General features: G+C 65.5%; 12 protein-coding genes. 4 read left to right on the plus strand and 8 right to left on the minus strand.

Annotated elements, in window-relative coordinates:
- Positions 1–5: 5 nt before the first annotated feature.
- Both CH291_RS08285 and CH291_RS08290 read right to left on the minus strand, forming a co-directional pair.
- A complete protein-coding gene (locus CH291_RS08285) occupies positions 6–746 on the minus strand; it encodes a GAF and ANTAR domain-containing protein (RefSeq protein WP_176460351.1) in 741 nt (246 codons plus the stop codon).
- 118 nt (positions 747–864) lie between these two features.
- Positions 865–1,890 carry a zinc-binding metallopeptidase family protein gene (locus CH291_RS08290; RefSeq protein ID WP_094669838.1) on the minus strand — a complete coding sequence of 342 codons (1,026 nt, stop codon included), beginning with the start codon at positions 1,888–1,890 and terminating at the stop codon, positions 865–867.
- Positions 1,891–2,112: 222 nt separating this feature from the next.
- Between CH291_RS08290 and nhaA the strand changes: the two genes are divergently transcribed.
- Complete coding sequence (gene nhaA / locus CH291_RS08295; RefSeq protein WP_094687180.1) at positions 2,113–3,969, plus strand: Na+/H+ antiporter NhaA; 1,857 nt, start codon at positions 2,113–2,115, stop codon at positions 3,967–3,969.
- 85 nt (positions 3,970–4,054) lie between these two features.
- On the opposite strand, the gene CH291_RS08300 is transcribed toward nhaA, so the two are convergent.
- The gene (locus tag CH291_RS08300) at positions 4,055–5,140 is read right to left on the minus strand and encodes a DNA polymerase domain-containing protein (protein WP_094687181.1); all 1,086 of its coding nucleotides are present in this window, start codon (positions 5,138–5,140) and stop codon (positions 4,055–4,057) included.
- A gap of 2 nt (positions 5,141–5,142) precedes the next feature.
- The gene (locus CH291_RS08305; protein ID WP_094669158.1) at positions 5,143–6,192 is read right to left on the minus strand and encodes an ATP-dependent DNA ligase; all 1,050 of its coding nucleotides are present in this window, start codon (positions 6,190–6,192) and stop codon (positions 5,143–5,145) included.
- 86 nt (positions 6,193–6,278) lie between these two features.
- Here CH291_RS08305 and lppU point away from each other — a divergent pair, with 86 nt between their 5' ends.
- Both lppU and CH291_RS08315 read left to right on the plus strand, forming a co-directional pair.
- Positions 6,279–6,878, plus strand: coding sequence for an LppU family putative lipoprotein (gene lppU / locus CH291_RS08310; RefSeq protein WP_094687182.1), 600 nt, complete (start codon positions 6,279–6,281; stop codon positions 6,876–6,878).
- Entirely contained in the window at positions 6,875–8,311 is a 1,437-nt protein-coding gene (locus CH291_RS08315) for an MFS transporter (RefSeq protein ID WP_094687183.1), read from the plus strand. The genes lppU and CH291_RS08315 overlap by 4 nt, the downstream gene beginning before the upstream one ends.
- Positions 8,312–8,325: 14 nt before the next feature.
- Here the strand turns inward: CH291_RS08315 and CH291_RS08320 are convergent, their stop codons facing one another.
- From CH291_RS08320 to CH291_RS08335, 4 genes are read right to left on the minus strand one after another with little or no spacing between them, the layout of a single operon-like run.
- Positions 8,326–9,204 carry a universal stress protein gene (locus tag CH291_RS08320; RefSeq protein WP_094687184.1) on the minus strand — a complete coding sequence of 293 codons (879 nt, stop codon included), beginning with the start codon at positions 9,202–9,204 and terminating at the stop codon, positions 8,326–8,328.
- Between the two features lie 37 nt (positions 9,205–9,241).
- The gene (locus tag CH291_RS08325) at positions 9,242–9,604 is read right to left on the minus strand and encodes a hypothetical protein (RefSeq protein WP_094640569.1); all 363 of its coding nucleotides are present in this window, start codon (positions 9,602–9,604) and stop codon (positions 9,242–9,244) included.
- On the minus strand, positions 9,601–10,503 hold the full coding sequence (locus CH291_RS08330) for a universal stress protein (RefSeq protein WP_094687185.1): 903 nt from the start codon (positions 10,501–10,503) through the stop codon (positions 9,601–9,603). The genes CH291_RS08325 and CH291_RS08330 overlap by 4 nt, the downstream gene beginning before the upstream one ends.
- On the minus strand, positions 10,500–11,501 hold the full coding sequence (locus tag CH291_RS08335; protein ID WP_094687189.1) for an Acg family FMN-binding oxidoreductase: 1,002 nt from the start codon (positions 11,499–11,501) through the stop codon (positions 10,500–10,502). Before CH291_RS08335 ends, CH291_RS08330 begins: the two co-directional genes overlap by 4 nt.
- Positions 11,502–11,724: 223 nt before the next feature.
- On the opposite strand from CH291_RS08335, the gene ilvD reads away from it, so the two are divergent.
- A complete protein-coding gene (ilvD, locus tag CH291_RS08340; protein WP_094687186.1) occupies positions 11,725–13,440 on the plus strand; it encodes a dihydroxy-acid dehydratase in 1,716 nt (571 codons plus the stop codon).
- The last annotated feature ends 16 nt before the right edge of the window (positions 13,441–13,456 follow it).

Raw genomic sequence — 13,456 nt, forward strand, 5'->3', positions numbered from 1 at the left:
GGGGCTCAGTCGGTCGATTTCGCGGCGTCGATGACCAGCTGTTCGGCGAGATCGGCGAGTTTGACGTTGGTGTCCTGAGACAGCTTGGCCAGCAAGGCGAATGCCGCCTGCGAGTTCAGGTTGTAGCGCTCCATCAACATGCCCTTGGCCTGACCGATCAGGTCTCGACTGGTCAACGCGGCCCGAATCTGCTGCTCCTCGCGTGCGGTGGAGAACGCGATGGCCGCGTGCGCTGCGAACAGCGAACCGATCGACTCGGCCTCGGCACTGAAGGCGTCGGTACGAGTGGAATGCAGGTTCAGTGCGCCGAAGTTGACTCCCTCGACGTAGAGCTGGAAGCAGATCATGCTCTTGACCCCGAGCGCAGACGCCGCGTCGGCGAACAGCGGCCAGCGGGTGTCGCTGTCCATGTCGTCGATCCTGATGGTGGTCTGTTCGATCGCCGATTCGAGGCACGGTCCCTCGCCCAGCTGCTCCTGAATCTTGTCGCAGTGGCCCGCGGGCTCCCCACACAGCGCGGCGCTGTGTACGAACTTGCCCTGCAGCACGGTGGTGATGGACGCGAATTCTGCGGACGGCACGTTGGCCACCGCGGACTCGGTGATGACGGCCAGAACTCGATCGGGATCCGAATGCTGACGCCGCAGCTTCTCGGCCACCTCGGCCATCCGTCGACTCAGCTCGAAATCGTTGACCCGCGAGCGCGTGCCCGTCGAATCCATTGTCTGCTCGCTGATGGTCGTCACCTCGTCCTGCTGTTGCACGAGCCCTGCTACTGCGCAGGGGCGCATCCCGGCATCGGCGGTGTGCCGACAACACAGGATACGCCCCTGATGGCAAAGCTCAACGACCGTTAGCGGGGCATCAGAGTGTGCTGGGTGCGATCAGCGAGTGCACGAACCCGATTTTCTTCACGACGGTCGGCGGCAGCACGAACGGGTAGAGGTCCTGGTGTCCCATCGATCGGTTGATCTGGTTCAGCGCCCACGACAGCGGCAACCACCAGTCGACGATCTGATCGAAGCCGACGTCACCTGGCAACGGGCTCTCCAGCGTCGAACCGGCCGGGGCCATACCGAACGCTGCGGCCGTGTCCAGGGTGTCGCGGATGTGCAGGTAGTGCGCGAACGTCTCGGCCCAGTCCTCGGCAGGGTGCATGGTGGCGTAGGACGAGACGTAGTTGTCCTCCCAGCCCTCGGGCGCACCTTCGCTGTAGTGGCGGTCGAGGGCGTCCTGGTAGCTCGAATCCGGATCCCCGAACAGCTCCTCGAAGGCCGCGCGATGCTCACCGTCTCCGACCAGCACCATCTGGTAGTAGTGGCCGATCTCGTGCCGGAAGTGCCCGACGAGCGTGCGATACGGCTCGGACATCGCGACGCGCAACTGTTCGCGGTGCACGTCGTCTCCCTCGGCGAGGTCGAGGGTGATCAAGCCGTTGTCGTGGCCGGTCATGACCTGTTGTTCTGCGCTGGAGAGCAGATCGAACACCAGGCCGGTCGCGGTGTCCTCGTCCCGGCCCACGATGGGCAGCCCCAGTTCGGTCAGTTCGAGCACGACGCGACGCTTGTTGGTCTCGGCGTCGGCGTACGCGGCCATCGCGTCGACGTCGTCGTCGGCGGGGCGAGTGCGGGTGAGCCGGCAGGACACGCAGAGATCGTCGGTGTCGGCCGTGTCGACGAGCCAGTTGCAGCGCGCAGTGTTGAGGTTGGCGCACATCTTCCACGTCGCCCCGTCCACGTCTGCCTCGGCCACACCGTCGTCGGCCTTGTCGGGGAGCACCAGCAGGGCTCTGCTCGGCAGATGGAAGCCGAGTGCGCTCGAGCAGCTCAGACACAGTGAGTTCTCGAACGACAGCTTCTGTCCGCATTTGCGGCAGATGAAATCACGCATGGATGTTCCTTCGTGGCAGGGGTGAGTCGGGCTCGTATTCCCGTTTCTGGACGGACTAATGCCGTTCATCGAATATGTTGTGCACATCTCCCTCGCCGTGCGGCGAGTTCGACAGCGCAATAACGTTACTCTGCGGGCTGTCACCTGCAAGGAAGCAAACCGTCGACCCACACGTTGGTACAGACTGCTTCACAACACTCTTCGAGAGGATGCGGGCCGCAGATGGCAGATCAGATCACGCCGACGAATCGGCCCATGGCACGTTTCGCCGAACGGATCTCGCGGGCCCGCGGCGAGAAGAACAGCGAAACCCTGGCGGCGGGCTTCTTGCTCGCAGCGACACTGATCGCGCTGATCTGGGCCAACTCACCCTTCGGCGAGACCTACCAGTCGTTCTGGCACACCGAACTCTCGGTCACCGTCGGCGAGCACGGCATCTCCCTCGACCTCGCCCACTGGGTCAACGACGGGCTCATGGCGTTGTTCTTCTTCGTCGTCGGGCTCGAGGTCAAGCGTGAGTTCGCGATGGGTGAGCTCACCGACCGATCCCGTGCCGCGATACCGATCGTCGCGGCGATTGCCGGTCTGGCCGCGCCCGCGTTGCTGTTTCTCGCCTTCAATCCGTCCGGGCCTGCCGCCCAGGCATGGGGCGTCGTGATCTCCACCGACACCGCGTTCCTCCTCGGGGCACTCGCCGTCCTGGGACCGAAGAAGGCCGCTCGGTTACGCATCTTCCTGCTCACGCTCGCTGTCGCGGACGATGTGGGTGCGCTGGCGATCATCGCCTTCTTCTACACCGACAACCTCGATGTGGTGCCGTTGGTGCTGGCGTTCGTCGGTCTGGGGGTGATCTTCCTGCTGCGTCGGCTCGAGGTGTGGCGCGGCGTCGGGTACTTCGTCGTCGCACTGTTCACCTGGGTTGCGATGTACGAGTCCGGAGTTCACCCCACCCTCGCGGGAGTGATGATCGCCTTGATTCTTCCGGTGTATCCGCCGCGCCGTACCGAGGTGGAACGCGCGGCGGATCTGACACGCGCGTTCCGACAGTCGCCCAATCCCGAATACGCCCGCGCGGCCCGTCTCGGGCTCGATCGCGCGGTGTCGGTCAACGAACGTCTCATGCGGCTCTACCAGCCGTACACGGCGTTCATCATCGTGCCGATCTTCGCGCTCGCCAACGCCGGAGTCGTCCTGAGCTCGGACACTCTGAAAGCCGCGTCGACCTCGACACTCACCTGGGGCATCATCGCCGGTCTCGTCCTCGGCAAGCTCGTCGGAATCACGGCTGCCTCCGCTGTTTTCGCGAAGTTGAGACCGTCGTCCCTGGCTCCGGGCCTGACGCTGTCACACATCGCAGGCGGTGCCGCGATGTCCGGAATCGGATTCACGATCTCGTTGTTCATCATCGATCTCGCACTCGACGACCCGTTGCTGGCCGACGAAGCACGGGTCGGCGTGTTGGTGGCCTCGGTGATCGCCGCGGTACTCGGCTGGGTTCTCTTCCGCATCGACGAGAAGATTCATCCTCCGAAAGCCGAAGCCTCTCTCCGCATTCTGCGTCCGGTCGACGCCAAGCGCGATCACATCCGCGGCCCGGTGGACGCACCGTTGACCATCGTGGAGTATGCGGATTTCGAGTGCCCGTTCTGCAGCAAGGCAACCGGCAGTGTCGCCGAGGTACGCAAGCACTTCGGCGACGACCTTCGGTACGTCTACCGGCACCTGCCGCTCGACGACTATCACCCACACGCTCGCTACGCGGCATACGCCAGCGAGGCCGCAGCCGCGCAGGGCAAGTTCTGGGAGATGGCCGATATGTTGTTCCGCAACAGTGATGCTCTCGAACCCGACGACATCGACGGCTACGCACGCGAACTCGGCCTCGACATGGACAAATTCGAGGACGACATTCGCACCGGCGACCACGTCGTTCGCGTCGAGGACGACGAACTCGACGCCTCGTCCTCGGACGTGGACGGCACCCCGACCTTCTACCTGGGACGCGGCGACAAGAACCTGACCCGGCACGTCGGACCATACGATGCGGCGACGTTGATCCGGGAACTCGAATCCATGTGAGCGCGGGCAAGGTTGCACAGAACACGTCCGCGTCGACTGAATACCGTCGATACGGCGTCGTAGTGTGCAACGTTGCCCGGCTTCGTCAGCCCTCCGTGCGATTCCCCTCCGCATCCCAGTGCTCGGCGACCTTTTTCGACGGCTGCACTCGGGGCGGCTCACCAGGCATCTTGGGGTAATCCGGCGGGAAGTTCAGCTCCCCGCCCGGCAGTGTTTCCCACAGCTGCAGAAGGGGTTCGAGGGAGTAGGCCTGCTCGTCCATATCGGCCCACGGGTCTCCGTCCCGAACCAGCTCCGGCACCGTGACGAGGTTGTACTCACGTGGATCGGTGACATCTGCCAACTGCGACCACGTCATCGGAGTGCTCACCGTCGCACCCGGACGGGCCCGCAGACTCCATGCGCTGGCGATGGTTCGGTCTCGATTGTTCTGGTTGTAGTCGATGAAGATGCGTTCTCCGCGTTCCTCTTTCCACCAGTTGGTGGTCACCCCGTCGTCGCGCCGTTCCAGCTCGCGGCCCAGACCGATGGCCGCATGGCGCACCTGCTCGAAGGTGTACTGCGGCTCGATGCGGACGTAGATGTGAATGCCCCGATTCCCGCTCGTCTTCGGGTAGCCGCGTAAACCCAGTTCCTCCAACAGCTCTCGGGTCACATCGGCCACTCGCAGGGCGCCCGCGAACGTGGTTCCCGGCTGCGGATCGAGGTCCAGCCGGAGCTCGTCGGGATGATCCACGTCCGGTCGCCGCACCGGCCACGGATGAAAGGTCAGCGTGCCCATCTGCGCCGCCCACACCAGCGCAGCCGGTTCCGAGGGACACAGCTCTTCGGCGGTGCGCTTACTGGGGAACGCGATCTTCACCGTCTCGATCCACTCTGGCGCGCCCTTGGGCAACCGCTTCTGATAGAAACCGTCGCCCTCCTTGTCCTGGGGGCCGAGTGCCAATCGCATGCCCTCGCGATAGCCGTCGGGCCAACGCTCCATCGCGGTGGGGCGGTCACCGATCGCCCTCATCAGTGGCTCCCCGACTGCCGCGAAGTACTCGCACACCTGCAGTTTGGTGATCTCCGGGGTGCGTTCGGTGGCCTGAAAGATCACGCGATCGGGGCTCGACACCCGCACTTCGCGCTCGCCGGCCTGCACGAACGCCGGTGGTGTTTTCGCGGCCATGGCTACCGTCCCCCGGCAATGACGTCGGCGACGTCGTAGCGCACCGGAACCTCGAGCTGGTCGTACGCGCACGAGCGCGGCTCACGATCGGGTCGCCACCGCAGGAACCGAGCCACGTGCCGCAGCCGAGCCCCTTCCATCTGGTCGTAGGCCACCTCGATGACCCGCTCGATGCGCACCGGGATCCAGTTGCGGTCGTTCGACGAATTCCAGCGGGTCGCCTCGCCGTCGTACGTGACATCGTCGCCGAGCCGGAGCGGTTCGAGTTCTTCCAGCAGTTCCAGCCGTCGCTTGTCGGTGAAGGCCGACGCGCCGCCGATCATGCGCAGGTCGTCGCCGTCGTACAGACCGAGGAGCAGAGATCCGATACCGTTGCCGGACTTGTGGATTCGATAACCGATCAACACACAGTCGGCGGTACGCGCATGCTTGATCTTGACCATCTCGCGCTTGTTCGGCAGATAGAGACCGTCGAGCTTCTTGGCCACCACACCGTCGAGCCCGGCACCCTCGAAACGCTCGAACCAATCCTCGGCCACCGCCGCGTCGTCGGTGGCGGAGGTGACGTGACAGCTCGTCCCGCCGGTACCCACCGCGTCGAGCAGTCTCGCTCGCCGCGTCGAGAACGGCTCACCCGTCAGGTCCTCGTCGCCGACGGCCAACAGGTCGAAGCCGATGAACTGCGCGGGCGTCTTCTCCGCGAGCATGGTCACCCGGCTCGCCGCGGGGTGAATCCGTTCGGACAGCGACTCCCAGTCCAGACGAGTGGATCCGTCCTTCTCGCGGGGGACGACGATCTCGCCGTCGACGACGATCTTCTCGGGCAGCTCGGCCTTGATCGCCTCCACCAACTCCGGGAAATAGCGTGCCAGGTCCTTACCGCCACGTGACCCCAGCACCACCTCGTCTCCGTCACGGAAGACGATCGCGCGAAACCCGTCCCATTTCGGCTCGTACGACCACACCGCGGGCCCGTCCTCGGGCTGTGCGGGCACCACTTTCGCGGCTTTGGCGAGCATCGGTGCGACCGGCACGGCAAGAGGAAGATCCACGCAGTTCATCCTGCCTCATGCAGCCGACGAGCGAGTCCGATATTTTCTACACGAGCACGGTCGAACCTACGAGGGCAGGACTCACCATGGCGTCATCCAGTCGTTCGGTCCGCGCTCTCGTGCTCGCGTTGTCGTCGTGCGCGGCGCTGATGCTCGGCGGATGCGCCTCGGAAGTGTCCGGTACCGCCGTCGCCATCTCCGGTGCCACCATTCCCGCCACCACGACCACCAACCCTCCCACCACCACACCTCAGACCGACATCGACGACGGCGGCAGTGTCGACATCGACGTGGAGATCGGCGAGTGCGTGGCCCTGGGCGGAACCGTCGACGAGGCGGCCATCGCCAACGCGACCTGCGGGTCTGCGGAGTCCAACTACGTCGTCTTCGCCAAGACGCCCACCTCGGCCGAATGCCCCGAGGACGCCGATCAGTACTACTACGAGACCTACTTCGACATCGAACAGGGAGCTCTGTGCCTCGACATCGACTGGCAGGTCGGCGGATGCATGGACCTCGTCGGTGAATTCGCTCAGCGGATCGACTGCGCCACCCCCGGTGCCGACACCCGCCGCGTCGTGACCATCCTGCAGGGCACCTCGTCCGTCGACGACTGCCCCGACCCGGCGCTGTACGGATTCGAGAAGGACTCACGCAACTTCGTCGTCTGCGTCGAACGGTTGTGACCGCTGAGGGCATCACACTCTCGAGCGCGAGGGGCCGCTGGATCGTCGCAGCCACGGTGCTCGGTTCGGCTCTGGCGATGCTCGACGCCACCGTGGTCAATATCGCGTTACCCGCGATCGGTCGCGATCTCGGTTCGGGCGTCACCGGTCTGCAGTGGACGCTGAGCGGTTACACCTTGACGCTGGCCTCGCTGATTCTGCTGGGCGGGTCGCTAGGCGACCGGCTGGGGCGCAGGCGGGTGTTCGTCTGGGGCACCGTCTGGTTCGCGGCCGCGTCGGTGCTCTGCGGGCTCGCTCCCAGCATCGAGGTGCTGGTCGCGGCGCGACTACTGCAGGGCGTCGGCGCGGCCTTGCTGACGCCGGGTTCTCTCGCGCTGATCTCGGCTTCCATCAGGGCCGAGGATCGAGGAGCTGCGATCGGTCTGTGGTCGGGTCTCGGCGGCGTCGCGTCCGCGGTCGGTCCGTTGCTCGGTGGCTGGTTGGTCGACGCCGTCGGGTGGCGTTCGGTGTTCCTGATCAACATCCCGCTCGCCGTCGTGGTCGTGTGGGTGGCAGCGAAACACGTTCCCGAGAGCCGAGATCCGCACGCATCCGGCCGACTCGACGCACCGGGAGCGGTGACCGTCGCGGCAGCGCTGGGTCTGCTCACGTACGGTCTGATCGAGTCACATGCCCTGGCGCTCGCTCTGGGTGTCGTCGCGGCCGGAGTGTTCGTGGTGATCGAGCGTCGCTCGCACGATCCACTGGTTCCGCCGTCGCTGTTCGCATCCCGAGTGTTTCTGGCGGCCAACCTCGTCACCTTCGCCGTGTACGCGGCTCTGGGCGGCGTGTTCTTTCTTCTGGTGTTGCAGTTGCAGTTCGCCGTGGGCTACTCACCCATCGCGGCCGGAGTGGCCACGCTGCCGATCACCGCTCTGATGCTCGTCCTGTCCGCCCGCGCGGGCAGAATCGCCGGACGCATCGGACCTCGTGTTCCGATGACCGTCGGGCCACTGCTCTCGGCACTGGGGCTGTTGCTGATGTTGCGCATCGGACCCGGATCCACCTACGCCACAGACGTTCTGCCTGCGGTTCTCGTCTTCGGGCTCGGATTGTCCGCTCTGGTGGCCCCGCTGACCGGAGCGGTTCTGGGCGCGGTGTCGACCGATCGTGCCGGAATCGCGTCTGGAGTCAACAATGCCGTGGCCCGCACCAGTCAACTGCTCGCCGTGGCCGCGCTCCCTGCGCTCGCCGGTATCGCGGGATCCGATTACGCTGCGCCGGAGGTGTTCTCGGACGGCTTCCACACCGCGATGCTGATGTGCACCGGACTGCTGGTCATCGGTGCCGCCATCGCGGCAGCACTGATCCGCGGCACCGGCGACGACGCGTCGAACTGTCCCCCGCACTGCGACATCGGCTCACCACCACCCGCCTCGCGTCGGAGCGCGTGACTCACCGCACTGGGTCATCGCACGATCAGCACCGAGCAGTCGGCGTGGTGAACGAGATTCTGACTGACCGACCCCAGAATCGTCCCACGCAGAGCACCTCGACCCCGAGAACCCACCACGAGCATCGACGCCGACGCCGACATCGCCCGCAGGCCTCGCGTCGGGCTCGACTGCGCGCTCACGGTCGACAGCGCCACCTCCGGGTACTTCTCGTGCATCTTCTCCACATGCGCATCCAGCCAATGCTTTTCGTGTGCCCGGACACTCACCCAGTCGATCTCCTCGAATCCCGTTCCCAGACCCGGCTGGGCCGCGAATCCCCAGTAGTTCGCCGCGACCACCGGTGCACCGACGGTGTGGGCGAACTCGAGCGCTGCACTCAATGCTCGATCCGACTGCTCACTTCCGTCGACGCCCACCACGATGGGCCTGGCGGGATCGCTGCTCTCCCCGCCACCACGCACCAGCAGTACGGGGCAGTGGGCGTGCGTGACGACTCGGAGCGTGTTGCTGCCCAGGGTCAGGTCTCGTAGTGCACTCGACTTCCTCGATCCCAGCACGATCAATTCGGCGTCGGCATTCGACAGGTACGACGCGATGGTGCCGTCGACGGTGACGATGTCGACGGATACGTCGGGTGCAACGTCGTGCATCGCTCCGGCCGCACGGGTGAGATGCTTTCGCCCGATCGTGCGGAGGTCCCGCTCGAGTGCACCGCCGTCGACGAACGCTGCCGATCCGTACCAATCACCCTCGGGGACAGCGTGAATCAACCGAACGGACGCATGTGTCTTCGCCGCGTAGGTGGCCGCCCACAGCGCTGCGGCATCGGCCTCGGTGGAGCCGTCGATGCCCACCAGGATGGGAAGCACGCGGTCGGTGGAATTGCTCATGATGTGTTCCTGTCTCGATGGGAAGCCGTCGGGTCGGTCAGGGGTGGAACAGGGCAGATACTTCGTCGGTATCGATATCGGTGCGGCATCCGCTCGATTCGAGCTCGACGTAGAAGGTCTCGTAGCCGCGCGGGTCGGCCCCGCTGACACCGGTGCTGCGCCGCTCGAACACGCGCACCCCCGGCCACCGGCCGAGCACCGCAGTTCTCAGATCGTGTCCGTCCGGGGAGGTTCCGGCGAGCGGTCCGTATTCGGCGATCATCACCGCGTACACGGTGCCGCCGGTCGACGCGGTGGTCACCGGAAACACCGTCGACCCTGTCGATGCCGGACTGTCGACGGTGATGGAATCGGTCTCCATCCGCCGGGTACCTGCCGCTGCTGGTGCGTCGTTCGTCATCGTCGAGTCCCCGCTGTCGTCGTGTCCCTGCAGATCATCACCGGGCAGCGCGCATGCCGCGTGAGGTTGCTACTGGTCGATCCGAACAGTGCTCTCGCCACCACTCCCCGTCCGTGGCTACCGACCACCACGAGGCCGGCACGCTTGGACAGGTCTATCAGAAGATGCGCCGGATTACCCTGTTGCACAATATGTTCGACGGATACGTCCGGATACTTCTCACTCCATCCGGCAAGACATTCCGACAGCAGCATTCGCTGCTCGCGCTCGATCTCGGCACTGTCGGGCGATCCCGGCAAGGAGAGCGCCGCCCCCTGGGACAACGAGCTCCAGGCAAACGCGGCGATCATCGGCACACCCAACAGAGACGCCAGATCGAAGGCCTGCTCGACGGCCACCTCACTCGTCGCACTGCCGTCGATACCGACGAGGATCGGTGCGTCGACGGTGCCGATTCCCTCCCGCCAGACGATCACCGGACACAGGGCCGCGTTCGAGGTCTCCTGCGCCGTACTCCCGAACAATGCCGACACGATCGGGCCGGAACCGGAGTTACCGACGACGAGCATGCGGGCGGTGCGGGAGTGTCCGACCATCATCGTGCATGCGGTCGCTTCCTCCACCGAGGTGGTCACGGCCAGGTTCGGATGACGGGACAGCACCGCGGTGGCAACGTCGGTGACGACGCGTTCGGCCGCGCGCCGCTGCTCGTCCCACACCTCCGTCGGCACCACCGTTGCGGGCTCGCCCATGTAGAACACGGGCTGCTGTACTGCCCCGGCGATCAGCAGCGGAGAATCCACCTTCTCGGCCAGGGTGGCCGCCCAGCGGGCAGCGTCGATGCTGGCTGGCGAGCCGTCCACGCCGACAACGATTTTCTGGTGTCCTGCGAGAATCACGATCGTCTCCTGTTCGTTGCGCGGGCGGGTGCCGAGAGCACCGACGCGACCGCGTGTCGTGGGGTTCGGGGTGGCGGTGAGCCGATCATCGGTTTACCGACTCGAATCAGCACCTGCGCCACCCCCGTGCGTGCAGCGAGAGATTCGACCAAGCGCCTGCTACCCGACTGTTCCGTCATGTGCGTCAACGGGCACGTCGCCAGTCCGTCCGCTGTCGCTGCCAGGAGGAAGGCAGACATGGCTCGACCGCTCTGCAGCCAATCCAGGCGTTCGTCCGATGACGTCTCGAGCAGCACCACGGTGGATTCGTCCTCGACCGGCTCCTGTGTCACGGTCGCGGCGACCCGGTGCGGTTCGGGGAACACTCGTCCGACCTGCACCCTCGATGCATCCGCGCGGTTCGTCAGAGCCTCGGGCGGAATTCCTCCCGATCGGAACGCGTGCCCGGCCCACCATCTGATCTCCGCCTGATACGTCGCGTCGTACCTACGTACGCTCGCGCTCAGAGTCGATGCCTTCGCCAACGTCTCTTTGGACTCGGCCGACAGGACGGTCATCTCGGTGCCGTAGTGCTCCTGACCCAGGTATCGCGTCAGATCGCGATTGCTCGGCACCGGCCCGAACGCTCGCCGATCCGAGTACCGCCGATTGATCGCAGTGAGCAGGTCGAACTCGTGCGACCGGGGATGCGCGTCGTGTACGAAACGAACACGCGCGAGGTGATCCGGTGCACCCGGGGTCGGCAACAGGTCGATCTCTGCCGTCCACCTGTTGGCTGCCGCGGCCTTCTGCAGGTGGTCCAAGGCAGCCCCGCAGCTCATCACCATCTGCCGCTCGGTCGGGTCTATCGCCCCGAGCACGCGCGAGCTGTCGGTGTACAGATCGAGTACGTGCTCGGAGTAGATCCACCTCCACGGCTGACTGTTGTGCACCGACGGAGCGCGACACGCGAGCTCCACCAGCATCTCCACCACGGCCGTATCCGGCTGATCGTTCATCGTCTCTCCTCGGACTCCCACCGCGATGCGGTGACACACCCACTCTCTCCCCGAGCTGGTGGTGCTCGACAGGGCCATTCGTCACTCGATGAAGGGCACTCGAGACGTACGAGTTGGGTGCATGCCGATCGAGAGCCGCAACCACAGGTTTAGTGTTGACGGTGAATGCGACTCAGGAGCGGAACCTGAGGACGCGACCGTCCGCCGACCGCTCAGGAGAGTCATGACGACCCCGCAGAATCCCCACGAAGACATCGACGTCAAGCCGCGCAGCCGCGACGTCACCGACGGACTGGAGAAAACGGCAGCGCGCGGCATGCTCCGCGCCGTCGGGATGGGCGACGAAGACTGGGGCAAATCCCAGATCGGCGTCGCGTCGTCGTGGAACGAGATCACCCCGTGCAACCTCTCGCTCGAACGTCTGGCGAAGGCCGTCAAGAAGGGCGTCCACGCCGCCGGCGGCTACCCGCTGGAATTCGGCACCATTTCGGTGTCCGACGGTATCTCGATGGGTCACGAGGGCATGCACTTCTCGTTGGTCTCCCGTGAGGTGATCGCCGACAGCGTCGAAACCGTCATCAGCGCAGAGCGTCTCGACGGTTCCGTTCTGCTCGCCGGATGCGACAAGTCGCTGCCCGGAATGCTCATGGCCGCAGCGCGTCTGGACCTGGCGAGTGTTTTCCTCTACGCCGGCTCCACGTTGCCCGGGTTCGCGACCTTGTCCGACGGCAGCGAGCACCAGGTGACGATCATCGACGCCTTCGAGGCCGTCGGTGCCTGTTCGCGCGGATTGATGTCACGCGCCGACGTCGACACCATCGAACGCGCCATCTGCCCCGGCGAAGGTGCCTGCGGCGGAATGTACACCGCCAACACAATGGCCAGCGCAGCCGAAGCGATGGGAATGTCGTTGCCCGGCAGCGCATCTCCTCCCGCTCCCGATCGCCGACGCGACGGATTCGCCCACGCCAGCGGCGAGGCCGTCGTCGATCTTCTGCGACGCGGCATCCGCACCAGCGACATCCTCACCAAGGAAGCCTTCGAGAACGCCATCGCCGTCGTCATGGCCTTCGGCGGCTCGACCAACGCGGTACTGCACCTCCTGGCCATCGCCCACGAGGCGCAGGTGGACCTGACCCTCGCCGACTTCACCCGCGTCGGCGCGAAGGTTCCCCACCTCGCGGACGTCAAGCCGTTCGGCAAGCACGTCATGACCGACGTCGACGCCATCGGCGGAGTTCCCGTCGTGATGAAGGCTCTGCTCGACGCAGGCCTCATGCACGGCGACTGCATGACGGTCACCGGGAAGACCGTGGCGGAGAACCTCGCTCACATCGCACCGCCCGATCCCGACGGTAAGGTGCTGCGCGCGCTCGACAAGCCCATCCACCCGACCGGCGGCATCACCATCCTGGAAGGATCGCTCGCCCCCGGCGGAGCCGTCGTCAAGTCCGCAGGCTTCGACTCCGACGTCTTCGTCGGCACCGCACGAGTTTTCGAGCGTGAACGCGCGGCCATGGACGCCCTCGAAGACGGCACCATCGCAGCAGGCGACGTCGTGGTCATCCGCTACGAAGGACCCAAGGGCGGGCCGGGAATGCGCGAGATGCTCGCAATCACCGGAGCCATCAAGGGTGCGGGACTCGGCAAGGACGTCCTGCTGCTCACCGACGGCCGATTCTCCGGCGGCACCACGGGCCTGTGCGTCGGACACGTGGCACCCGAGGCAGTCGACGGCGGACCCATCGCCTTCGTCCGCGACGGTGACCAGATCCGACTCGACGTGGGCAAGGGCACCCTCGACCTGCTCGTCGACGCAGCCGAAATGGACTCCCGCGCACAGGGCTGGGCACCACTCCCGCCGCGCTACACCCGCGGAGTGCTGGCCAAATACTCCAAGCTGGTCGGATCGGCCTCGAACGGTGCGGTGCTGATCTAGCCGTCCCCTTCCCGAA

This window comes from Rhodococcus sp. 14-1411-2a (assembly GCF_002259485.1).
Classification (GTDB): Bacteria; Actinomycetota; Actinomycetes; order Mycobacteriales; family Mycobacteriaceae; genus Rhodococcoides.